Source organism: Bradyrhizobium glycinis (assembly GCF_016031655.1).
GTDB lineage: Bacteria > Pseudomonadota > Alphaproteobacteria > Rhizobiales > Xanthobacteraceae > Bradyrhizobium > Bradyrhizobium glycinis.
The window spans coordinates 276,421-300,037 of sequence record NZ_JACCHQ010000004.1 but is presented as its reverse complement, the minus strand read 5'-3'; the positions used below and the strand labels follow the sequence as shown (position 1 = coordinate 300,037).

Below are 23,617 nucleotides of genomic sequence, written 5' to 3'. Positions count from 1 at the left end.
CGACGCTATTGATCAGCGCAAGCCTCTCGGCAAGATCGGGATACTTGCGGATCGAGGCGACCAGAGCCTTGAGTTCGGCGCTCTCACGTTGCTCCAGGCGAGCGATATCCTCATGCCAGAGCTTGTTGATTGCCACGTTACGGCAGCTCTCGATCCTGTTCTTCAGGCGCGCGATATCCTCGCCGATCTGATCGATCATGGTCAGTTGCTCGGCGAACGACAGCAATCGAGGATCGGGTGCGGCGTGGATCTTGCGCACCGCCGCGGTACAGACTGCAATAAGAGCGGCATCAATCTTGTCGTTCTTGGCCCGCCGCGAGTGGAATTTGGCATAGGCCCGGACTTGAGCCGGCTGGAACACCACAACCACAAACCGCTTGCGCCGCAGCTCGACGACGACAGGCTGCTCGTAACCGCCGCTCGCCTCGATGCCGATGCGTCTAACGCGGTGTTGTCGTAGCCACGCCAACAAAGTCGCATGACCTTCCGGCGTGTTTTTCACCTGCAGCTGCTCGCGGCGGCCCTCGATCGCCACGTCGAGCTTCCGTTTGCCGGTATCGATCCCGGCACAGATCGTGGTATGCTTGGTCATCTTCGTCGATCCCTCCCTTGTGATGCGAACCTAAAGTTCGTTCAACCATTCGGGTCCCGATGAAGTGCCGATCGCGATCTCGCTACGTCAGACAGCCCTCAAGGCTTCGATGGGTACCGATCCGATCGAACGGCGACCCAGCTCGGGCGGCTACCCGGGCTGGGCCATTCCTCACGGAACAGCTCATTATAGGCGATCGCGCTAATACAAGGGTGGGTAGAGCGAGGCGAAACCCATCGATACCGGCCGACGTGACGCGTGATGGGTTTCGCAAGAGCTCTCCCCACTCTACGGGCCCATCAGCCAGCGCAAGCTCGTTCGATTTCAGCTACGTAGGATGTCCAGTCGAACGCGAACGGATCGAGCTTCGAAGGGCCGCGAACCTCAATATCGGGCCAAAGAGGCCAAATCCGCGGGGCGCGCCTGTTCGGCGTCACCATAATACTGACCTCCACCCGAGCGGAACTTCCTTCCTGATCGACATCGCCGCGTACGAGCCATTGCCCCGGATCAGTTTCAACATTCGGAGGAACTTGTCCGTCCCAGTCGCTTTCACGCTTCTGAGGAGGGACGCTGTGATGACGGAATATGCTGATCTCCGCGACCGCATGGTCGACGTTCAACTCGCCGGCCGCGGCATTCGCGACCCCAGGGTGCTGGAGGCCATGCGTCGGGTGCCGCGAGAACGGTTTGTGGAAGCAGGCTTCGAAGAATTCGCATATGAGGACAGCGCGCTGCCGATCGCGAACGATCAAACCATCTCGCAGCCTTATATCGTCGCGGCGATGGTCGAGGCGGCCGAGCTCAAATCAACCGACAAGGTGCTCGAGGTTGGCACTGGCTCAGGCTATGCCGCGGCGATTGCATCCCGGCTCGCCGGCACCGTCCATACCGTCGAACGACATGCCTCGCTCGCACGGGTGGCCGCAGAACGGCTGGATCTACTCGGATATACCAATTGCATGGTTCATACGGGTGACGGTACGCGCGGTCTGGCCAATGAGGCACCATTCGACGCGATTCTGGTTGCCGCCGGCGGCCCCTCGATTCCGGAGGCGCTCAAGCGCCAATTGACGATCGGCGGTCGTCTCGTCATTCCGGTCGGCAATTTCGCGAACGAACAGTCGCTGCTCCGGATCTCCCGCCGAACGGCGACGGACTACGATGAAGAGACCTTGGGCGCTGTTCGCTTCGTGCCGCTGATCGGCGAGCAGGGATGGGCCGAGAATGGCACGCGTTCGGCGAGCAACCTGACTCCGGGCCACGCGCGGTCACAGTCGGTGACGGACATGATCCGGACCACGATCGAACCTTTGCCGGCCTTCGACGACCCCACGTTCGGAGCGCTCTTGGATCGGTTCGAACATTCGCGCCTGGTCCTGCTGGGCGAGGCCAGTCACGGTACATCCGAGTTCTACCAGGCGCGCGCAGCGATCACGCGCCGGCTGATTGAAGATCACGGCTTTACGATCGTCGCTGTGGAAGCGGATTGGCCCGACGCCGCTGCAATCGACCGTTACGTTCGCGATCGCGTGCGCCCCGGCCCCGACGAGCCGCCGTTCGAACGCTTCCCGACCTGGATGTGGCGAAACACGGACGTTGTCGCTTTCGTGGACTGGATGCGCGGCTATAACGAGCAGAGGCCGCCAGGCAACCGGGCCGGATTCTTCGGGCTCGACATCTATAACATGCGCAGTTCGATCGCGGCCGTTCTGGCCTATCTCGATAGCGTCGATCCCGAAGCGGCGGCGGTCGCCCGCGAGCGCTATGGATGTTTGACACCATGGCAACGCGAGCCGTCGACCTATGGGCGCGCCGTGCTGACGAAGGGCTATCGCAGATGCGAAGCTGAGGTGATTCGACAGTGTCAGGACATCCTGAACAAGCAGCTTGCTTATGGCGCAAGCGACCCGGACAGCTTCCTTGATGCGGCGCAGAACGCCCGGTTGATTGCGGCCGCCGAGCGCTACTACCGGATCATGTATTACGGCGGCGCGGAATCCTGGAACCTGCGGGATACCCACATGTTCGAAACCTTGGACCATATTCTCCAGGCCCATGGGGCCCAGTCGAAAGCCGTGGTTTGGGCCCACAATTCCCATATTGGCGATGCGCGCTTCACAGAGATGGGGACGGTCCGCAACGAGCTCAACATCGGCCAGCTTTGCCGACAGAAATTCGGCGACGCGGCATCGCTCATCGGATTTGGCACCCACACCGGCACGGTAGCCGCTGCCTCGGATTGGGACGGCGAGATGGAAGTGATGCGTGTCCGCCCCTCCCGCGCGGACAGTTACGAGCGGCTGTTTCATGAGGCGAGCGCGAAGCGCGGGATGATTGAATTCCGCCGCCATGAAGCCCTCCGGCGTCGCCTGATCGAGCCTCGTCTCGAACGCTTCATTGGGGTGATCTACAGACCTGACACCGAGCTGCAAAGCCACTACGCCGAGGCCTCGCTGCCTCAGCAGTTCGACGGTTTCGTCTGGTTGGATGAGACCCATGCGGTCACGCCCTTCGGACCGGAGCATCGTCGCCCTGGTGCTCCCGACACCTATCCGTTCGGGCTTTGACACGCGGGGCCGCGCCGGCACCAACGACGTTGCGCAACCCTCTGCTGATCATGTCAATCAGGCCAGCGAGCGCGCAGCCATCCGCCACCGCCTGCGGATGACCGTGTAAAATCGCCCTGACCGCCGCGATCGCAAGGGACAGACCGCGCGCCTGCTTCTCATCAGTCGATCCGCTCTGAAGGCCGACGCGGCTCAGGCGAGAGCGTAGCTCTGGTTGTGCTGCTGGCTCGGCCGAACGATTCCATGCAGCGCCTTGGCAGTCCCAGCCGACTGGCGTGCCAGATCACTGAGCGATACGATCCCGACCAGGCGCTTGTTCCGGTCCAAGACGGGCAACCGCCGCACCTGTATCTCACTCATGTTCGCGCAGACGTGAGATATGTCCTCGTCTTCAAAACAATATTTCACCTCTTGGCTCATCGCGTCACGAACCTTGCTGTCCGGCCCTTTGCCGTCCGCGATGCAGCGCACCGCGATATCCCGATCGGTGATCATGCCCACGAGCCGATCGCCGTCACCGACGGGCAACACAATCGCATTGCTTCATCAGCCTTGCTGCGTCCTGGATCGTGTCGGTGGGACTTACAACTTTGGCATCGCGCGTCATCACTTCACTGATCTTCTTCATGGTCATCTCCTGGTCGCGCTCTAAGCCTCGCTAACGCGCGGGCTCGTTCGATTGTCAGCTACGGCAAGTTTCCTGATTTCGTGACACTCCGCAGAGCGCCAGCTCTACCTGATAGCCGGGGAACATCGCTCCGCGCATCCGGGTGCCGCGTCCCTAGTCTCCCAAACGATGCGGGGCACATCCTGTTCCTGTGCAGATTTGCTGAGCTGACCGACACCATAATTTGCTCAGTCATTTTCGCGCACCGCGAATGTCGTGAAATTGCGTTCGTTCCTATCGTTGGGGAACTGAATGTCCCTCGCGTGTCCGCGCATTCGAGTAGGAACCACCTGTGTCTAACCCGTTTTGATGTGCCGATCATTGCGTTGCAGAGATCTGAACATGGCTATCGACTTCAATCATACGATTCTGTCAGCTCGCGACAGCAAGGCGTCGGCCGATTTCCTGGCTGAGATGCTAGGGCTGCCGGCGCCGCGGCGCTGGGGGCCGTTCCATATGGTCAGGACCGACAATGACGCCAATCTCGACTATATGGATCAGCAAGGAGAGTTCGCGCGTCAGCACTATGCTTTCCTGGTTGGTGACGCCGAGTTCGATGCGATCTTTGATCGGATTCAGAAGCGGAAGCTGACCTACTGGGCTGATCCCGCGCAGCGGAAGCCAACCGAGATCAACGACCACGACGGCGGACGCGGCCTCTACTTCGAAGAGCTGAACGGGCATCTGCTCGAAATCATTACGCGCCCGTACGGCAGCGGCGGCTGGAATCCGTAACCGGCCGGTCCGGAAAAAGCTGGCTGCGGACTCTTCGACTTCACGGCGCCTTATGGGAGCGAAGCTCCTGCCATGTCGCGGGCATGACGCTTGGCATTGTCGTTTCGCCAGGCAGCGAATGGTCGGCGCCGAAAGCTGACATCGAATCTCACGGCGTTTTGCAAAAAACCGAGGATTGGCAGCGGGGGAGCGCTACCGCCTTTCCACACACCGACCAAACCTACGATATTTGATTCAATCTTACGCGTAGGCAGTTCGCGAGCCTTGGGGCGAACGGAGCTTTAAGCTCATACAGGGGAATGTCGAAAGACCTCGGGCTACCAGGCGTGCGAAAGCGACCTCTGTCGTGGAAGATCGAAAGCGAGCGCAATACTCGATGCCTTTGTCGGATCAACACCTACCGTTCGAGCTACGGATCCGGCTCGATCTTCAGATGGCGGCGATGTCCAGCTTCGAGCCGTCGGTCAGACGCGACAGCCGGAAGGGTGTGGGATCAACGCAAGGCGTGTCGTTGACGACAAGCTCTGCGGCCAGATAGCCGAGCCCTGGACCCAGACCGAAGCCGTGGCCCGAGCAGCCCGCCGCGAGCACGAGGCCATCCACCCCGTCCACCTGCGACACCACGGGCACTGCGTCCGGCGTGCAATCGACGAAGCCGCCCCAGGCGCTGTCGATCTTAATCTCGCCGAGTTGGGGGAAGGTTTTCCGGACACTCTCCACCACTTGGCTCACCAGCCATTTCAATGGCGGAGGATCCAGCACGCGATTCTGTTCGAAGATCCGATCATCGTTGGTCAGCAGCGCCGACATCGAATCCGGCCCTGAAACGAACGATTGGCCGACGCCAAGCCTGACGTTCTTCAGGCGACGCAAGAACTGCGGCATGAATTCCCGGCTATACCGGATCGCCTGGGGCGTGATTTCGAGGTTCGCCTTGCCGCTGATCGCAAGCGTGTAGCTGCCATCCAGTCGGCGCGTAATCGTGCAGTAGGGTGTCGAGACCGCCTCGCCTATGTTGATTGTCGGGTTGGAACGCAGCGCGGTCTGCCGGATGCTTGCTTGGGGGAAACGGACCCCGAGCGGCCGAAGGAAGCGCGAGGACCAGGCGCCGGCGGCGCACAGCACGGCGCCGGTTCTGATGTAGCCCTTCTCCGTGTGCACACCCGCAATCTTGCCATTTGCCAGATCGAGCGCCCGCGCGGCACATCCCTGGTGGATCGTGGCGCCCAGAACTCTGGCCCCCTCGGCGATAGCCGGCGCGGCGAGCGCAGGTTCGGCCTTGCCGTCTCGCGCCGAATAGGTCCCGCCGACCCATTTGTCGCGCGCTTCGGGGACGCGCTCGGCCACCTCCGCCCGGCTCAGCACGCGAGTGTCGACGCCGTACTCCCGGGCGACCTCGCGCCACTTTTCCCAGCCGGCGAGCACAGCCTCGTCATGGGTCGCATAGACGAGACCGCAGCGACGGAATCCAAGGTCCCGATTGATATCGCGCGTGAGTTCGTCCCACAGCCGCATGGAGAGCACGGATAGCGGCAGTTCGCGCCGGTCGCGGTTCTGCTGGCGGCACCAACCCCAGTTTCGGCTCGATTGTTCACAGGCGACGTGGCCCTTCTCGAGAAGCGCTACGGAGAGGCCCCGCTTCGCCAGGTAATAGGCGGCCGTAGAGCCGAGGATGCCGCCACCGACGACGACGACATCGGCCTCGGCCGGGAGACGCTCGTCGCTATGAATGCGCTCGACGTGGGGCGACATGTTCCAACCAACCTCGGCTGCCAAGAATGCGGAAGCAAAGCTTCCGATCAGCCCGTCATCGCATCGTGCGCTCGGTAGAATGTGCTGAAATCATCCAGGACTCCGCAAGATGCTCGGGTTTTTGACCGCTTCATTGATCGAAGCTGCGTTCGATCCTCTCGCGACATGCTGATATTCTCCGATCTGAATGGATTGCTCCGGGTAGATCGCAGGTCTTCATCGGTAAAATCCGAGAACGGCCTTGGTCTCGAGATACTCCTCCATGCCCTCAACGCCGTACTCGCGACCGTTGCCGGAGCGCTTGTATCCGCCGAACGGTGCGTTGGGGTCCCAGTCGGGATAATTGAGATGGACTTGTCCCGACCGAATCCGCCCGGCGACGGCCCGCACCGTCTCCATATCAGTGCCTTGCACGTGAGCGCCGAGACCGTAGATGGTGTCGTTGGCGATCTCGACCGCCTCGTCCACGGTGTCGTAGGGCATGATCGCCAGCACCGGACCGAAGATCTCCTCCTGCGCGATCTTCATATCGCGATGGACGTTCGAGAAAATGGTCGGTCGCGCATAGAGGCCAATCTGAAGGCCGTCGGGCCGCCCCGGCCCGCCGATGACGAGCTTGGCACTTTCCTTCAGACCGACATTGATCATGGTCTGCACGCGCTCGAACTGCGGCCGGTTGGCGATCGGACCATGGGTCGTGCCTTCCGCAAGGGGATCGCCGACCACCAATTCAGAAGCGGCGGCCGCCGCTAGCATCTCGACCTCTTCCGCCTGTGAGCGGGACACCAGCATACGCGTCGGTGCGCTGCAGGATTGGCCCAGATTACGGAAGGCGGCGCCGACACCGAGCGGAACAGCCCGGCTGAGATCGGCATCCGGCAAAATGATGTTCGGCGACTTGCCGCCGAGTTCCTGGGCGACGCGCTTGACGGTGGGCGCCGCCGCTTGCGCGACGAGAACCCCTGCCCGCGTCGAGCCGGTGATCGAGATCATGTCGACCTGCGGATGCGACGCGAGAGCGGCGCCCACGATCGGACCGGTCCCATTGACGAGGTTGAAAACACCGGGCGGGCAGCCGGCATCGTGCATCACCTCGGCGAACAGCAAGGCACTCAGCGGCGACAATTCGCTCGGCTTCAACACTACGGTGCAGCCCGCCGCGAGCGCCGGACCGACCTTCGCCGTGATCTGATAGAGGGGCCAATTCCAAGGCGTGATGAGGCCACAGACGCCGATCGCCTCGCGCATGATTGCAGTGCTGCCGCGGGGCGTGACGAAGGGATAGGTCGCAAGACTGTCGCGGGCGACACGGATATGCTCGGCGGCGAGGGGGATCTGAGCGCGGCGTGCATAGGTGATGGCGGCTCCCATCTCGCAGGTGAGAGCTTGCGCGAACAGCTCCAGCCGCTCGAGCAGCAAGCCATGGACCCGGTCGAGGAGCGCCGCCCTCTCAGCAGGCCGTGTCATGGACCAACCGACGAAGGCCCGTCTAGCGCCTGCGATGGCGCAGTCTACATCATCATCATCGCCGAGCGCGACGTCAGCGATCGGCTGCTCCGTCGCCGGATTGATGACGGTTGCTGCTCCCGTGACTGATCCGATCGGCTTCCGCCATTCTCCGTCTATGTAGAATCTTTCGGCGAAGCCGGCTTCCGTCAGGTGCCGAAGGGGCGAGGTCATTGGAACGATCCTTGATGCGGTAATAGGCGCCGATTAGCGGCAACGAACCGGATCACCGGCCAGCCCTACCAGCCGCGCATACGGTGCCATCGGGCGTGAATCGCGTCGCTGCCGGCGGAGACGACGTTGTACAGCTCGTGTTGCGCGGCCGTCGCGCAGGCGTGATTGGGCAGGATCCTGACCTTTGCGCCGACCGCAAGATCCGGCAAAACTTGCGCCGACCCCGGCCTGATGGCGAGAATGCCGTGCTCCTGGCTCGCCTGCGCAACGATCAGGTCGGGATAGATCTTGCCGGACAGATCGCAAACGAGGCCGTAGCCCTGGTCGACCCGCTGCGCCGCAGTGCCACGATCACGCGACAGCGCCATCCAACCTGCATCAACCAGAATCCAGCCCTTCTCCCGCTTCGTGCCGATCACGGTGGCAAGTACCGAGATGGCGATGTCGTCGGTCGCGCAGACACCGACACCGTGCATGACGAGATCGAAGAACATGTAGACGCCGGCCCTGACCTCCGTCACGCCGGTGAGGTTTTCGGCGAAATGGGCCGTTGGCGTCGAGCCGACGCTCACGACGAGGCATTCATGGCCCGCTGACCGCAGGGCCTTTGCGGCTGCAACTGCGACGGCCCTCTCATTCTCCGCCGCTGCGGCAAGGGCCTCGGGCGTGCAGAGGCCATAGGATTCGCCGGCATGGGTGAGAATGCCGGCGAGCTTGACGCCGGCCTCGGCCATAGCGGCCGCGACGGTGATGAGCCTGGGATCGTTGGCAGTCAGTCCGCCGCGGTGACCGTCGCAGTCGATCTCGATGAAGGCGGACGGCGTCACACCGGCGGCGCGGCCGGCCGCGCCCAGCATCGTCGCCTGTTCAGGCGAGTCGAGCAGCACCTTGAGATCGATGCCTGCTTCCCGCAGGCGCATTGCTCTCACGGCGGTGTGCGGTGCCAGACCCACGGCATAGGTCATGTCCTTGAAGCCGTGATGCGCGAAGTACTCCGCTTCCGCCAGTGTAGAGACGGTGATCGGCCCCGGCCTGGACCGATGTACGCGCCGGGCGACGTCGATAGATTTGGCGGTTTTCATATGCGGGCGCAGCAACACGCCGCGCGCGGCCATGCGAGAGGACAGACGGGCGAGATTGCGGTGCAGCCGATCCTTGTCGAGCAGGAGAGCCGGCGTTGCCAACGTGCCGACCGTTGCAGTCGTCGCACCATGCCGGATATCCGTTGCGCGCGTGTCCTGGCGTAGCATGCGATGTCTCCTAGCCGAAGGACTGACTGGCGAGCGCGAATGTGCGCGCGGGCCCGGTTGCCGCTGGCTGCTTGCCGAGGATCATGGTGGTGACCTCACTGACCTGCTGCAGGCCGATGCCGTCGAGCCACTCCCCAAGCTCGGACGTGGAGGAGGTATCGATCCGGACGAAACGACGCCCGAGAACGGCGAGTGCGGTCTCGATCAGCGCGCGTGCATCGGCCGGATTTTCGGCACCGACAGGCCCGATGACGTGCCCGCGGCCGAACAGACGGGAGATCGCGTAACCGCGCGGGATGCCGTCGCGCTGCAGAACATAGCCGTCGCCGCTGTCGAACAGCCGGTTCAGCAGCTGCCGCCGCTCCAAGCCGGTCGCCTCGCGATCGAGCCGTGCAACCACCTCGAAATCCGATGCCGTCATCGACCGGACGAGACGAGAGGGCACCGCGGTATACGCTTCCCCTGGAACTCCCTGATGCTGATGGATGTCCCCAACAGGAACGAAACCGCGGCGCCGGTAAAGCGGGATGCCTTGCGCCGTCGCATTCAGCAGGATACTGCGCGGATACGCCGACGTCAGCAGCGCATCCATGAGCCGCGCCCCATAGCCGCGGCCCTGAGCGGCGCTCGCGACGATAATCATGCCGACGGATGCATGACTCTCGCCATACGCCCACCAGGCAGCAGTCCCGATCACGGCGCCGGCGCGCTCAAGAACGAAGCCTTGGCCCAACTGCAGCGCGACATCCCAATCCTCGAACCGGTAGGGCCAGGACACCTCTTGCGAGAGCTTTAAAGCGCCTTCGAGATGCGATCTGGCAAAAGGAACGAGGGCCACCGCCCCATCGTCGTGATCTTCAGGCTGGCAAGCTGCGATGGTCGTCATGAGTTGTCTCTTGCGGCATGGCGGCTGTATCGCCGGCACCTGTCGGGACGAGCACCGGCTGACTGTGCTCGCATGGTTCGCAGCCTAGCTTGGACCTGACAGCACGATGCAATCGGAGCCGCGCAAAGTTCGGCACAGGATTTCATTGATGATGCCGCAGGCAGACCAATCTGCCATCAGCGGCTGGCACGCCACATTGCGATCCGATCCCGCATCCGATAGCCCTGAATGAAGGCCGGCATGAACCAGGGGTTGCCGCGATAGAACGGGATGAAGGCCGGAGGCCGGAAGTCAAAGGCCGTCCGTGCGCGCTCCTCATGTCCTATCAGCTTGCGGGCCGCATGCATGCCGATCCAGGGCGCCCAGACCACACCCGAGCCGCAGAAGCCAGTGGCATAGACGATACCATCCTTCTCGAAGATGCGCGGGATCATGTCGCGGTTCATGGCGACATTACCGAACCACCTGTGCGAGAGGCGAACGGTTTCGAGTTCAGGAAACAGATTGACCAGGCCTTTGCGCAACAGCAGCTTCGGAGCGACGGGGTCGCCGACCCGCGAGCTGTCGCGGCCGCCGAGCAGAATGCGCCTGCCGTCGGGCGATGGCCGGTAATAGAAGCCGACCTCCCGGTTCTCGGTGATCGTCATGCGCTTCGGCATCAGCCGCGCCATGACGTCAGGCGCGAGCTCCTCGGTCGCAATGATCCGGCTGCGAACCGGGACCAACCTGCGACGTAGGAAGGGCACGGCACCGTCGGTGTAGCCATTGGTACACACCAGCACCTGACTCGCCTGGACCGCGCCGGCCGCGGTCACGACGCGGAATCCGGAACCATCTCGCTCGATTGAGAGGACCGGCATCCGTGCGTGGACGGCCAAGCCCGCAGCGAGCGAGACGCGCAGTAGCTCGGCATGGAATTTCGCCGGGTGCAGCCCGCCGATGTCCATCCGTACCGTGCCGCCGCGATAGACGTCGGTGCCGATGTATTTGCGCTGCTCGGCATAGGGGACCGCGTAAGCCTCGATCCGCAATTTCTTCGCCAGCGCCTCGGCGCTGCGGGCCATGATTTCGTATTGCTCGTATCCGAAGGCACCTTTGAACTGGCCCGTCAGCTGGAAATCGCAGTCGAGGCCCTCGGTCCTGATGAAGTCGTACAGAAATTCGCGCGCGAGCTTGCCTTCGGCCTCGATCGCTTGCGCCGTGTCTTCCCCGAACCGCCTTGCGAGCGTCGCGTAGTCGGGGCGAATGGATCCGCTGGTGATGCCGCCATTGCGCGTAGACGCTCCCTCACCCGGATCCATGGCATCGAACGCTGCAACCGAGCGCCCTTCGCGCGCCAGCACCAGCCCCGCCGAAAGTCCGGCATAACCCGCGCCCACGATGAGCACGTCGAGCTTGTTCGGTAGCGGCTGCTGCGGCAGAGGCTTGAGCGGAGCGGCCTCCCACCAATAGGGCGTGTCCTTCTCCTCAACTCGCGGCCCGTGCATGGCGTTTGCTTCTCTTACGTTTATTATGTTCAGCCGTGGCTTGGCTCACATTGGTCATGTGTGATCGTCTCGGACGTCGAGGGCATCGCGCAGACCGTCGCCGATGAAATTGAAGCTCGTCACCGCGATCGTGATCGCGGCGCCGGGAACGATGGCGAGCCATGGAGCGCTCGCCAGATATTGCTGGGCACCGTTGAGCATGTTGCCCCAGCTGGGCAGCGGCGGCTGGATGCCGTAGCCGAGAAAGCTGATATAGGCTTCCAGGAGGATCGCGCGGGCGACGGCGAGGCTTGCCGCGACGATGATGGGACCGATTGCATTGGGCAAGACCTCGCGAAACATGATGTGGCTCCGGCTCAGCCCCACCATGCGTGCCGCCTGGACGAATTCACGCTCGCGCAGGGAGCGGACCTCGGCTTCGACTATTCTGGCCGTCTCCATCCAGCTGGTGACGGCAATGATGACGGTAATCATCGCGGGGCTCGGCCGCAGCGTTGCGGCCAGCGCCAACACGAGGAAAATCGACGGATAGGACAGGAAACCGTCGACCGTTCGCATCAGCGCCGCACCGACCCAGCCTCCACGGTAGCCCGCCGTCACGCCGACCAGCGTACCGATCAGCGTCGACAGCAGCATCGCGGAGAATCCCACCAGCAACGAGACGCGCCCGGCCATCAACAGCCGCGCAGCCAGGTCACGCCCCAGCGGATCGGTGCCGAGATAGTGGTGACCGCTCAGTGGCGACGCAAAGCGTGCGCGCAAGTCGATGTAGAGCATGTCATAAGGCAAGGCATAGGGCCCGACGATACACGCCAGCACAAGCAGGCTGATCATCGCAATTCCCGCGAGCGCCAAATGATGGCGGAGGAAGCGATGCACCGCGCGGCTGTGCCACCAGCGTGTCGGAGCTGCGTATGCGACGATGGTGGTCATGTCTGTTGCCTCCTGTTAGCAGCGAACGAGCGCGCTCAAGCCAGCCGAATGCGTGGGTCGACGATAGCAATGACGATGTCGGCGATCAGATTGCCCAACACGACCAGGACGGCCGAGAAGATCAACAGCCCCATCACGACCGGGTAATCGCTGTAGCCGAGGCTGTCGAGAAACAGCCGCCCCATTCCCGGCCAGGTGAAGACCGTCTCGGTCACCAACGCGCCGGTCAGGATGCTGGGCAGCTGCATCCCCGCCAGCGTGATCATCGGCAACAGCGCATTGCCGACCACATGCTTCAGCAAGATGCGGCGCTCGCTCACGCCCTTGGCGCGGGCCGTCTTGACGAAATCCTGGCTGAGCGCATCGAGGGTCGCGGTGCGCATGTAGCGGCTCCAGATCGCGACATGAACCAGCGATAGCACCAAACTCGGCAGGATCAGGTGGTGCAGATAGTCCAGCACCGAGCCGTCGCCGATCGTGTACATGTTGCCTGCCGGCACCCAGCCGAGCTTCAGCGTGAAGATGTAGATGCCGACGAGTCCGAACCAGAACGTCGGGACCGACAGGGCGACCATGGCGCCCACGGTCGCGCAATAGTCGAACAGCGAGTAGCGGTGGGTGGCGCCGCGGATTCCGATCCAGGTGCCGGCCGCGATCGCCAGGGCGGTGGACGTGCCCATCAGCAGCAGGGTCGCCGAGAGATGCCGACCGATCACCGTCAGCACCGCAGAACCGTCGCGGAACGAATGTCCCCAATCGCCCTGAAGCAGCCGCCAGGCCCAATCGAGATACTGAATCCAGAGCGGCCTGTTGAGCCCGAGCTGCGCGGCGAGACGCTCGACATCCTTCTGAGTCATGCCGGGATCGAGCCCGAATTGCGCGAGGGGACCGCCCGGCATGAGGTTGAGAACCGTAAAGCCGATGATCGAGACGATCACCAGCAGCACGATGCTCTGCGAGAGACGACTGAGCAGGAATCCCGACATGCAAGTCCTCCGTTAGCGTGACGCTGCCGCCGCCGGCTTGCGGGTCCGGCGGCGAGAGATCAGCTCGCCCAAGACCAGGCCACCGCGTTCCAGGATTCCGTGCGCGTATTGCCGTTCGGCACGAAGCCGCTGATCCCCTTCTTGAGACCTTCGACGGCGTTGCTCTGGTACAGCGGAAGGAAGGGCAGATCCCGACGAACAAGCTCCTGGACCCGATAATAGATCGCGCGCCGGGCTTCGGGATCGAAGGTGCGCGCGCCCTTGTCGAGCAGAGCATCGACCTCGGGATTGGCATATTGCGCATTGTTCGACCCGCGCCCGCCCTTCGCGCCGATCGAACGCGAGTGCAGGCGATTGCTGACGTCCGGGTCAGCGCCGATCAGATACGAGCTGCCGACGATCACGGAATCGAACTGGGACTGCATCCAGAACTCGCCCCACATCACCGCGGCGGGCAGGTTCGATATCTTCATTTCGATGCCGAGCTGCGCAAACGTCTGCTGCAGGAATTGCTGCACCTGTTCGCGAAGGGGATCGCCCGACGTGGTCGAGTTGGTGAAGGACAGACGAACGCCGTTCTTGGTCCGAATGCCGCCCGCTCCGGGAGCCCAGCCGGCTTGATCGAGGATCTTGCGCGCGCGATTCAGGTCGAATTGGTGCAGTGGCAGATTGGAATTGAAGAAGAAGGACTGCCTCGGCATGAAGGTCTCCGTCGGGGTCGGCACCCCGTAATAGAGTCCCTGGACGATCGATTCCTTGTCGATCGCGGCATAAAGCGCCTCGCGCACCGCGAGCTCCTTGAACTGCGGGCGCTCGAGGTTCAGGTAAAAGGACTCGAACGAGGCCCTCGGGACGAGCGTCACCACGCGGTTCGGCAGCGTCTTGGCTTCCCCATAATGATCGGGCGTGATGTAGGGCTGGCCCACGAGGTCGATGTCGCCGCTCTTGAACTGGGTGTAGAGCACCGTGAGATCGGGAATGTATTTGAACACCAGCCGCTCGATGTGAGGGCCTTCACCGAAATAGTCGGTGTTGGCGACGAGCTCGAGATGGTCGCCGGGAACTCGCTTGGCCCACTTGAATGCGCCGGTGCCGATCGGCGCCTGATTGAACGGGGCATTGTTTGGATTGGCCTCTTTCCCGAGGATGTGCTTGGGCACGATGAACGTTTCGGTCAGGAAGGACAGATACGGCGCAAAGGCCTCCTCCATTCGCCACGAGATCTCCGTGGGCGACATCACCGTGATGTCGCGCACCAGTGAATGGCCGGCGGTGCGCCAGCTGCGGAAATTGGGATTGGTGATCAGTTCGAGTGTGAACTTCACGTCCTCGGCACTGAAAGGTGTGCCGTCGTGCCAGCGGACATCATCGCGCAGACGAATGCGCCATTTGAGACCGTCCTCGGAAATGCCGCCGTTCTTTTGATTCGGCACTTCCACGGCGAGGTTGGGCTGGATGACGCCTTGAGGATCGATGCGGAAGAGCGCGTCGAACACCGAGAAATGCACGCCGTCATCGACCTCGATGTGGACCATCAGCGGATTGAAGACGGTCGGCTCCTGCCCGAGCCCGACGATCACGCGGCCGTTCGGCTTTGCCGGAGCGGTGCGGGCGCGCGCGGGCTTCCCCAGAAGATTTGGCGCGAAGAGGCCGGCAGCTCCGCCGATTCCCACCATGCGCAGAGCATCGCGCCGCGAGTAGGTCGATGTCGTCCCAGAACGGTTGGTCATAACGTCTCTCCTCGATTGTGATGTGGGCCGAAGTCTGCATGTTCGGGCGTGCTTGCGGGCTGCTCACCCGGGATAGCTGCCACCAATTCTCGCGTATAGCTGGATTTCGGGTCGAGGAAGATCTGCGACGGTGGCCCGCATTCGACGATCTGTCCGCGATGCATGACGGCGATTTCATCGCAGATCTGGCTTGCGACGCGCAGATCGTGCGTGATGAAGATCATCGAGACGCCGGTCTCCCGCTGAATCTGATCCAGGAGTTTCAGGATCTGGGCCTGGATCGAGACGTCCAGCGCAGAGACCGCCTCGTCGGCGATCAGCAATCTCGGCTTGAACATCAGCGCCCGTGCGATTCCGATGCGCTGGCGCTGCCCGCCGGAGAACTCGTGCGGATAACGGTCGAAGGCGCCTGCATCGAGGCCGACATGTGACAGCAGCTCCCGCGCCCGCTCGGCAGCCTCGCTGTAGTGCATCCCATGCGCGACCGGGCCGACCGTCAGAATGTGCCCAACGGTCGATCGCGGATTAAGCGAGGCAAAAGGATCCTGGAAGATCATCTGGATCTTTGGCCGCAGCGGCCGAAACTCGGCTTCCGAAAGCCCAGCAATGTCGCGGCCCTCGAACAGGATCGAACCGCTGTCACATTCCATGAGCTTGATCAGAAGCCGGCCGAGCGACGATTTGCCCGAACCGCTTTCTCCGACAACGCCAAGCGTGCGCCCCGAGGTGATGTCGAAGCTGACCCCATTGACCGCGGGCACGATGCGCTGCGTACCGAACAACGCGCTGCCGCTGCGATAGGTCTTTACGAGGCCCTCGGCCTTGAGCACGGACGCTCTGTCCGAGGCTTCCCGGGGAATGCGGTCCTTGCCGGTCAGGTGCGGCACCGCCGCGATCAGGCGGCGCGTATAGAGATGGCTGGGCGACTTCAGCACCTGTTCGGCACTGCCCTGCTCGACGCAATGACCCTTCTCCATCACGACGACGTAGTCGGCAATTTCGGCGACGACGCCGAAGTCGTGGGTGATGAACATGACGCTCATGCCTTTGCGGCGCTGGATGTCGCGGATCAACTGCAGGATCTGCGCCTGGGTGGTCACGTCGAGTGCGGTGGTGGGCTCGTCCGCGATCAGGATCGCGGGCTCGAGAGCCAGGGCCATGGCGATCATCACCCGCTGCCGCTGCCCGCCCGAAAGTCGGAACGGATATTGGTGATACATGAGCGGCGGATCGGGCAGGCCCACTTCGGTCAGCAAATCGATGGCGCGGCTGCGCCGGGACGCCGGCGTGCCAACATCATGCGCAGCCATTACCTCCTCGATCTGCGCGCCCACTGTCATCAACGGATTGAGCGCCGAGAGAGGATCTTGAAAGATCATCGACACGACGCGGCCGCGCAGGCTGCGGAGCTTGTCGGGCGAGAGGCCTACGATGTTCGTCCCATCCAGGTGGATCGCGCCCGAGGAGACCCGGATCGCTTTCGGCAGGAGCCCCATGATCGCATTCGCGGTGACCGACTTGCCCGATCCCGATTCCCCGATGATACAGAGAATCTGTCCGCGCTTCAGATCGAAGGAGATGTTTTCGACGGCGTATGCTCGCTCCATTCCCTCAGGCAGGCTCACGCTCAGATCGCGCACCGAGAGCACGACACCGGTCGGGGCTGCAGCCTGCACGTCAGAGGCCATAAGAATACCCTCCCCTTTCAGCGCGGTGCGCTCCTGGCGCCGGCGACCTCTGCCCTTTGCGTGCCGTCGCTCCTTAGACAGCTCGACTATCCGCCGCTCGACCTGCCCTTCTCTCATTGGAGGCTGCGACATGATTCAGTCCTCCCGGCGCAATAAGCAAGATCTCCTCGGCGTGCCGCAGCGGCCAAATCAGCCGCTTCCATCGAGGCGAAGCTCACATCACGCCCCGTCGTGGCTTGATCGCTTCCGTGAAGGTCACTTCCTGGACAAGGCTCATGCAGTTCGCCTCCACGGGGTTTCGACCTCTCGATCGAGTTTGAATATTCCGCCGATCTTGACCAATGGGATCATGCTGGAGTCGCCGAAACCCGGCATTCGAGCAGCAGGAACTTCTAAAAACGAAGTCCGATTTGGCATTTCAGTCTGCACGCGAGGGCCGTCAATGTGTGCAGGATGAGCGCCCGGCGCGGCGCAAAGCGCAATCGCGCAGCGTGCGGGGTGACGATGCCTGCGAAATGCCCTGCAAGCAAATATTCTCGCAGTGAATTGCCTGTGCCGGAGGCAGCAAACCGCAGGATATTCCGTCCCAATCACCAAACTCGGCGAGGCCTGCCGCAATTCGGCGCCTAGGATAGGGCAACCACCGGAGGTCCCACCGAATGAGCGCACCGCTCATGCCTATCGAATCCAGTCCTTCACTGCCGCAGGAGGCAGACGTCGTCGTCATCGGCGGTGGCGTGGTGGGCGTGTTCACGAGCTATTATCTTGCCCGCCGCGGCATCAAGGTCGCCTTGCTCGAAAAGGGCCGCGTCGCCGCCGAGCAGTCCAGCCGCAACTGGGGATGGTGCCGCCAACAGAACCGCGATGCACGCGAGCTGCCGCTTGCCACCAAGAGCCTCGATCTCTGGGAGAGAGTTGCCCTGGAGACCGGTGCAGATACGGGCTTTCGCCGTTGCGGCCTTCTGTATTTGTCGAATGACGAAGATGAGCTTGCGGGCTGGGCCAAGTGGCGAGACTTCGCCAGGACCGTAGGGGTCACGACGCACATGTTGAGTGCAGAAGAAGCGAACGAGCGAGGCAAGGCGACGGGTCGCAAGTGGAAAGGTGGCGTCTTCTCCCCCACCGACGGGACGGCAGACACCTCAAAGGCCGTGCCCATCGCCGCGCGTGCGATCATGGCAGCGGGTGGCACAGTGCACCAGTATTGCGCCGCGCGCGGCTTGGAGCTCAGCGGCGGCCGAGTCAGCGGTGTGGTGACCGAAGTCGGCACGATCCGGACAAAGACGGCAGTCATGGCAGGAGGCGCGTGGGCATCCTCGTTCTGTCATCAGCTTGGAATTCGTTTTCCGCAGGCGTCCGTGCGCCAGTCCATTCTTGCCGTGGCTCCTGGCGCGGCCGGTCTGCCTGATGCCCTGCACACTGCGCAGGTGTCGCTCACCCGGCGCGCCAGCGGCGGCTACACGCTGGCCATCAGCGGCCGCGCACGGGTCGATCCCACGCCGCAGCAATTCAGGTTCGCTCGCGAATTCCTGCCCATGTTCGCTCGCCGGTGGCGCAGTCTCAGCCCCGGCGCCTTTGAGGGCTTGCGGCAAGGCCATGAAACGCTGGCGAGATGGGGGCTCGACGAGGTGACGCCGATGGAGCTGAACCGGACGCTCGATCCCCGTCCCGACATGAGGCAGATCCGCCTGACGCATCGGCGCGCCTGTGAATTGTTGCCGGAGCTTCGGCGCGTCGCCATCTCGAACGTCTGGGCCGGCTACATCGACAGCACGCCGGATGGCGTGCCGGCAATCGGCGAGGTTGAGTCCATCCCAGGTTTCATCCTTGCGGCGGGGTTCAGCGGCCACGGTTTTGGGATTGGGCCTGGCGCGGGGCATATGATCGCCGACATCATCACGGGCAATCCGCCAATCGTCGACCCGCGTCCCTACAGGCCGGAGCGGCTGAAAGGGAGCGCCTGGGGCAAGGTCAGCGAGTTCTAAGAGGGCAATGTCCACCGTCCGGTGGGAAAACACGCCGGTTGATGTTATGACATGCGCATGACGCTGAGGCCGCAAAGCCCTGAAGCCGTTGGCATCCACCTCATGGCATCACTATGAAGCTCGATAAGATCGACATCAGGATTCTATGCGAACTGCAGAAGAATGGGCGGATTTCCAACGTCGAGCTTGCAGAGCTGATCAACCTGTCCCCGAGCCCATGCCTGATGCGCGTCAAGAGGCTCCAGACGGAGGGCTTCATCACCGGCTACTCCGCCCAGATTGACGTTGCCAAACTTGGACAAACCTTGACCGTCTTTGCCGAGATCACTTTGAAGAATCATCGGCAGATCGATTTCGCCCGCTTTCTCACCACGATCGAAAAGATCGATTCAGTCGTTGAGTGCCACCTGGTCTCCGGCGGGTACGACTATCTCGTCAAGTTCATCACGGCGGGAATCAGCGAATACCAGGCGGTCATGGAGCGCCTCGTCGAGATGGATATCGGCATCGACAAATACTTCAGCTTTGTCGTGCTCAAATCCCCGATCGTGAAATCCCATCTGCCGCTCGAGAGCATCTTCAACGGCTGAAGGCCAATTCGGCCGTCAACGGGCAGGCGCAGCGATTCATCCTTTCATCGCCGCGCGGACGTCCCTGTCTTCGAGAGTCTGGTCGAGCGTCGTTCTTGTCCGTTCGATGATGCCATCGATGTCATCAGCCGTGCAGCAGAGCGGCGGCGCATAACCCAAAACACCCTGTGCGAAGGCGCGGATGACGAGGCCGTTGTCCCATGCGCGGTCAAAAATGCGGCGCGCCGCGTCAGCCTCGGCCGGCAGCGGCGTCTTGCGTTCCTTATCGGTGACAAGCTCGATTGCAGCCAGCATGCCGCGACCGCGGACATCGCCGACGAGCGGATGATCTGCAAGTGCCCGAAGGCCTTCCATCAGGCGGCGTCCCGCCTTCCGGCCGTTCTCCAGCAGCCCATTTTCATAAAGGTCGAGGCACGCAAGCCCGACGGCTGCGCTGACGGGATGCGCGGAGTAGGTGTAGCCGTGGCCGACGGCCGCCTTGCCGGCGCCGTCTGCAATTGTGTTGTAGACGCGGTCGGACATCAGCACGGCCCCCATCGGCACATAGCCCGACGTCAGTCCTTTTGCCGTGGTCATGAGATCCGGCACGACGTCGTCCTCCTCACAGGCGAAGAGCGGACCGACACGGCCAAATCCGGTGATGACCTCATCGGCAACGAACAGAATATCGTGCTCCTTGCAGACGGCGTGCATGGCCTTCAGCCAGGACGGCGGCGGAACGAGGACGCCACCCGAACCCTGTATCGGCTCGACGTAGAAAGCGGCAACGCGATCTGCGCCGAGTTCGGCAATCTTAGTGCGTAGCGCCGCGACCGACGCGGCGATGATCGCCTGGGGATTAGAACCGGCGGGATTGCGATAGGCATAGTGCGACGGGATCTTGTGTTGCCAGCTGTAGGGCACCCCGAAGCCCGCATGAAAGGCGGGCAGCGCGGTCAAGCCAGCCCCGGCCGTCGACGATCCATGGTAGCCGGATTCGACGGAGATGAACTGGTCCTTCTGTGGCGTACCCTTGGCATGATAATAGTACCGGATGAACCGGATCGTGCTGTCGACGGCATCGGAGCCGCCTAACGTGAAGTAGACATGGTTCAGATCGCCAGGCGCCAATTCAGCCAGCCTGGCGGCCAGCCGGATCGCCGGCTCGGAGCCTAATCCGAAATAGCCCGTCGCATAGGGAAGTTCGCGCAACTGCCTCGTGGCCGCTTCAATGATGCTGTCCTGGCCGTAGCCGGCATTGACACACCATAGGCCCGCGAAGCCGTCGAGCAATTGACGCCCCGAAATATCAGTCAGCGTCGCGCCCTTCGCTGACTTCAGCACCCGGACGCCCGTCGCCTCGTGGCTGCGATAGGATGAGACCGGGTGAATGAAATGCGCACGATCGAGTTCAATCAGCGAGTTGCTCAACATATTGTCCTCCAGATCGGCCGCGATGTTTGTGCGAGCAGCCCGTTGTGTCCGGGCTCAACATAAGTCTCCGAAGACAGCAGTTGCTCCCAGGCAGGACACGGAGGGAGGGCGTTTTGACTTTGATTGGACACCACTGCGGCATCTTATGCCGGTATGGTGCGGCGACGGCATTGAAGCTGAACGAGGAGGGCCGTCGTCGCGTAACTCTCTGCCGCGGCTCCGATGCGATACGACACAATCTGCTCCCGACCACCGCGACATCGGCGCTTTATCTCGTCGGCTACTCGCTAGGATGCGTGTCGTACCGGCAAGCGGTGCGAGATCGCAAGGATTGGAGCTATGGCGACATTCAGACCGAAATACATCACCTTCGACTGCTACGGCACGCTGACCAATTTCGACATGGCGGGCGCCGCGACCCGCGTCTATGGCTCCGAGCTCTCGTCGACGGCCATGGCCAAGCTGATCAAGGATTTTTCAGCCTATCGCCTTGACGAGGTTCTCGGCGCCTGGAAGCCGTACTTCGAGGTCGTGCACAATGCGCTGGAGCGTGCCTGCAAGCGCAATGGTGTCGTCTTCAAGCCGGAGCATGCCCAGCGCATCAATGAAGAGATCCACACGTGGGGTCCACATCCCGACGTCCCGGCTGGTCTGACCAAGGTTGCCAAGGAAATCCCGCTGGTCATCTTGTCGAACTCCATGAAGAACCTCATCATGTCGAACGTGGAGAAGCTCGGTGCTCCCTTCCACATGGTCATCACGGCCGAGGAGACTGGCGCCTACAAGCCGCACATGAAAGGCTTCGAATACATGTTCGACAAGCTGGGCTGCGGCCCGGAAGATATCACTCACGTCTCCTCCTCGTTCCGCTACGACCTGATGACCGCCTACGACCTCGGTATCAAGAGCAAGGTCTGGGTGAACCGCGGTCACGAGCCGGCGAACCCGTCCTATGAATACACAGAGGTGGCTGATATCGGCGGGCTTGCCGCGGCGGTCGGCTTGGAGCCGTTGCGCAAAACCGCGTGAAGCGCGATTCTCATCAGGGCTTCTTCCACGCGCGTCAGTTCTTACGAAGCTTGGAAATCGGATCCGTGAAGGAGAAAAGGGGGCGGTTCGACCGCCCCCTTTTCTGTCTCGGCGACTGATCCGATGGATCTTTCAGTCCAGCCCGCCCACGTGGAGCGCCTTGGTCTCGAGATATTCTTCTATCCCGAGTTGGGATCCCTCGCGTCCGAGGCCCGACTGCTTGACGCCGCCGAAAGGCGCAACCTCGGTCGAGATAAGGCCGGTGTTCAGGCCGACCATGCCGAACTCGAGCGCCTCGGCAACACGCCATGAGCGCCTGAGGTTTTCAGTGTAGAAATAGGCAGCAAGGCCGAACGGCGTGCCGTTGGCAATCGCAATTGCCTCGTCCTCGGTCTCGAAGCGGAAAAGAGGTGCCACCGGCCCGAAAGTCTCCTCTGATGCGAGCAGCATCTCGGTCGTCGCGCCGCCGAGCACGACAGGGCGGGCATATTGCCGGCCTTCCGGCACGGCCTCACTCTCCGCGATGATCTTTGCACCCTTGCCCAGGGCATCCGCGACGTGCCGCTTGATCTTTTCGATCGCCGCGCCGTTGATCATCGGTCCGATTGCGACCCCCTCTTCCGTACCGGCACCGACCTTCATTTTCGCGACTCGGGTGGCGAGCTTCTGGGCGAAGGCGTCGTAAATGCCTGTTTGCACGAGAATGCGGTTGCAGCAGACGCACGTCTGCCCGCCATTGCGGAATTTTGACGCAATCGCCCCTTCGACCGCTCGGTCAATATCGGCATCGTCAAAAACGATGAAGGGAGCGTTGCCGCCGAGCTCGAGGCTCAGCCTCTTGATGTTGTCCGCGGCGCCTTTCATCAGCAACGCGCCGACGCGAGTTGACCCCGTAAAGGAGATTTTGCGCACGGTTTCGTTGGCTAACAGCTCCTGACCGATCTCTGCCGGCATGCCCGTCACGATATTGATCACGCCCGCCGGAATCCCCGCCCGCTCGGCCAAAACAGCGATCGCGAGAGCCGAAAAAGGCGTAAACTCGGAGGGCTTGATGACCACGGTGCACCCGGCGGCAAGCGCGGGTGCCACCTTGCGCGTAATCATCGCGTTGGGGAAATTCCAGGGCGTGATGATCCCGCAGACGCCCACCGGCTCTTTCAGCACCAGGATGCGGCGGTCGACAGTAGGTGACGGGATCGTCGATCCGTTGATCCGTCGCGCCTCTTCCGCAAACCATTTGACGAACGAAGCCCCGTAACGGATCTCGCCGAGCGATTCAGCAAGCGGCTTGCCCTGTTCAAGCGTCAGCAGAAGCGCCAAATCCTGCTCATGATGCCGCATGAGCTCATACCAGCGCTCCAGCAGTGCGGCACGCTCTGCATGGGCCTTGGTCTTCCAATGCTTGAACGCAGCCGCCGCTGCGTCGATTGCTGCCCTGGTCTCGTCGCGCCCCATGTCGGGAATCGTGCCAAGCAATTTCTGGCTCGCAGGATCGATGACATCAACGGTGGCTTTCCTGCTCGCGTCCCGCCAGGTGCCGCCAATCAGCGCTTGCTGGCGAAACAGATCTTTGTCCTTCAACGCAATCATGGGCTTGCTCCTTGCCTTTGGGCTCGACCTCACCATCACTGCCTGATTTGCGAG

Annotated in this window: 17 protein-coding genes and 1 pseudogene; 5 read left to right on the top strand and 13 right to left on the bottom strand. The window is 62.4% G+C overall.

The window, feature by feature from the left end:
* Positions 1 to 592 (bottom strand): IS110 family transposase (locus HZZ16_RS10105; RefSeq protein ID WP_197948312.1); only part of this gene is annotated, 592 nt, incomplete at its 3' end.
* A gap of 578 nt (positions 593 to 1,170) precedes the next feature.
* Here HZZ16_RS10105 and HZZ16_RS10100 point away from each other — a divergent pair.
* The gene (locus HZZ16_RS10100) at positions 1,171 to 3,162 is read left to right on the top strand and encodes a protein-L-isoaspartate(D-aspartate) O-methyltransferase (protein ID WP_197948311.1); all 1,992 of its coding nucleotides are present in this window, start codon (positions 1,171 to 1,173) and stop codon (positions 3,160 to 3,162) included.
* A gap of 192 nt (positions 3,163 to 3,354) precedes the next feature.
* Here the strand turns inward: HZZ16_RS10100 and HZZ16_RS10095 are convergent.
* Positions 3,355 to 3,790: pseudogene (locus HZZ16_RS10095) on the bottom strand (CBS domain-containing protein).
* Positions 3,791 to 4,171: 381 nt separating this feature from the next.
* On the opposite strand from HZZ16_RS10095, the gene HZZ16_RS10090 reads away from it, so the two are divergent.
* The gene (locus tag HZZ16_RS10090; protein ID WP_197948310.1) at positions 4,172 to 4,564 is read left to right on the top strand and encodes a VOC family protein; all 393 of its coding nucleotides are present in this window, start codon (positions 4,172 to 4,174) and stop codon (positions 4,562 to 4,564) included.
* A 429-nt stretch (positions 4,565 to 4,993) separates the two neighbouring features.
* Here HZZ16_RS10090 and HZZ16_RS10085 read toward each other — a convergent pair whose 3' ends face one another.
* The 9 genes from HZZ16_RS10085 to HZZ16_RS10045 form a co-directional block, all read right to left on the bottom strand.
* On the bottom strand, positions 4,994 to 6,316 hold the full coding sequence (locus HZZ16_RS10085; RefSeq protein WP_197948309.1) for an NAD(P)/FAD-dependent oxidoreductase: 1,323 nt from the start codon (positions 6,314 to 6,316) through the stop codon (positions 4,994 to 4,996).
* 216 nt (positions 6,317 to 6,532) lie between these two features.
* Positions 6,533 to 7,996 (bottom strand): aldehyde dehydrogenase family protein, encoded by a 1,464-nt coding sequence (locus tag HZZ16_RS10080; RefSeq protein WP_197948308.1) that lies wholly within the window; start codon positions 7,994 to 7,996, stop codon positions 6,533 to 6,535.
* 65 nt (positions 7,997 to 8,061) lie between these two features.
* The gene (locus HZZ16_RS10075; protein ID WP_197948307.1) at positions 8,062 to 9,246 is read right to left on the bottom strand and encodes an alanine racemase; all 1,185 of its coding nucleotides are present in this window, start codon (positions 9,244 to 9,246) and stop codon (positions 8,062 to 8,064) included.
* A 10-nt stretch (positions 9,247 to 9,256) separates the two neighbouring features.
* Positions 9,257 to 10,132 (bottom strand): GNAT family N-acetyltransferase, encoded by an 876-nt coding sequence (locus tag HZZ16_RS10070; protein ID WP_197948306.1) that lies wholly within the window; start codon positions 10,130 to 10,132, stop codon positions 9,257 to 9,259.
* A gap of 176 nt (positions 10,133 to 10,308) precedes the next feature.
* Complete coding sequence (locus tag HZZ16_RS10065; RefSeq protein WP_197948305.1) at positions 10,309 to 11,619, bottom strand: NAD(P)/FAD-dependent oxidoreductase; 1,311 nt, start codon at positions 11,617 to 11,619, stop codon at positions 10,309 to 10,311.
* A gap of 54 nt (positions 11,620 to 11,673) precedes the next feature.
* On the bottom strand, positions 11,674 to 12,552 hold the full coding sequence (locus HZZ16_RS10060) for an ABC transporter permease (protein ID WP_197948304.1): 879 nt from the start codon (positions 12,550 to 12,552) through the stop codon (positions 11,674 to 11,676).
* 35 nt (positions 12,553 to 12,587) lie between these two features.
* Complete coding sequence (locus tag HZZ16_RS10055; protein ID WP_197948303.1) at positions 12,588 to 13,538, bottom strand: ABC transporter permease; 951 nt, start codon at positions 13,536 to 13,538, stop codon at positions 12,588 to 12,590.
* 59 nt (positions 13,539 to 13,597) lie between these two features.
* The gene (locus tag HZZ16_RS10050; RefSeq protein WP_197948302.1) at positions 13,598 to 15,268 is read right to left on the bottom strand and encodes a peptide ABC transporter substrate-binding protein; all 1,671 of its coding nucleotides are present in this window, start codon (positions 15,266 to 15,268) and stop codon (positions 13,598 to 13,600) included.
* The gene (locus tag HZZ16_RS10045) at positions 15,265 to 16,956 is read right to left on the bottom strand and encodes an ABC transporter ATP-binding protein (RefSeq protein ID WP_197948301.1); all 1,692 of its coding nucleotides are present in this window, start codon (positions 16,954 to 16,956) and stop codon (positions 15,265 to 15,267) included. The genes HZZ16_RS10050 and HZZ16_RS10045 overlap by 4 nt, the downstream gene beginning before the upstream one ends.
* A gap of 659 nt (positions 16,957 to 17,615) precedes the next feature.
* Between HZZ16_RS10045 and HZZ16_RS10040 the strand changes: the two genes are divergently transcribed.
* Positions 17,616 to 18,941 carry an NAD(P)/FAD-dependent oxidoreductase gene (locus HZZ16_RS10040; RefSeq protein WP_197948300.1) on the top strand — a complete coding sequence of 442 codons (1,326 nt, stop codon included), beginning with the start codon at positions 17,616 to 17,618 and terminating at the stop codon, positions 18,939 to 18,941.
* 113 nt (positions 18,942 to 19,054) lie between these two features.
* Complete coding sequence (locus HZZ16_RS10035; RefSeq protein WP_027544593.1) at positions 19,055 to 19,531, top strand: Lrp/AsnC family transcriptional regulator; 477 nt, start codon at positions 19,055 to 19,057, stop codon at positions 19,529 to 19,531.
* Between the two features lie 36 nt (positions 19,532 to 19,567).
* On the opposite strand, the gene HZZ16_RS10030 is transcribed toward HZZ16_RS10035, so the two are convergent.
* Positions 19,568 to 20,944 carry an aspartate aminotransferase family protein gene (locus HZZ16_RS10030; protein ID WP_197948299.1) on the bottom strand — a complete coding sequence of 459 codons (1,377 nt, stop codon included), beginning with the start codon at positions 20,942 to 20,944 and terminating at the stop codon, positions 19,568 to 19,570.
* Positions 20,945 to 21,283: 339 nt separating this feature from the next.
* On the opposite strand from HZZ16_RS10030, the gene HZZ16_RS10025 reads away from it, so the two are divergent.
* Positions 21,284 to 21,973, top strand: a complete 690-nt coding sequence (locus HZZ16_RS10025) for a haloacid dehalogenase type II (protein WP_197948298.1) — start codon at positions 21,284 to 21,286, stop codon at positions 21,971 to 21,973.
* A gap of 132 nt (positions 21,974 to 22,105) precedes the next feature.
* On the opposite strand, the gene HZZ16_RS10020 is transcribed toward HZZ16_RS10025, so the two are convergent.
* Positions 22,106 to 23,563 carry an NAD-dependent succinate-semialdehyde dehydrogenase gene (locus tag HZZ16_RS10020; RefSeq protein WP_197948297.1) on the bottom strand — a complete coding sequence of 486 codons (1,458 nt, stop codon included), beginning with the start codon at positions 23,561 to 23,563 and terminating at the stop codon, positions 22,106 to 22,108.
* Positions 23,564 to 23,617 lie beyond the last annotated feature (54 nt).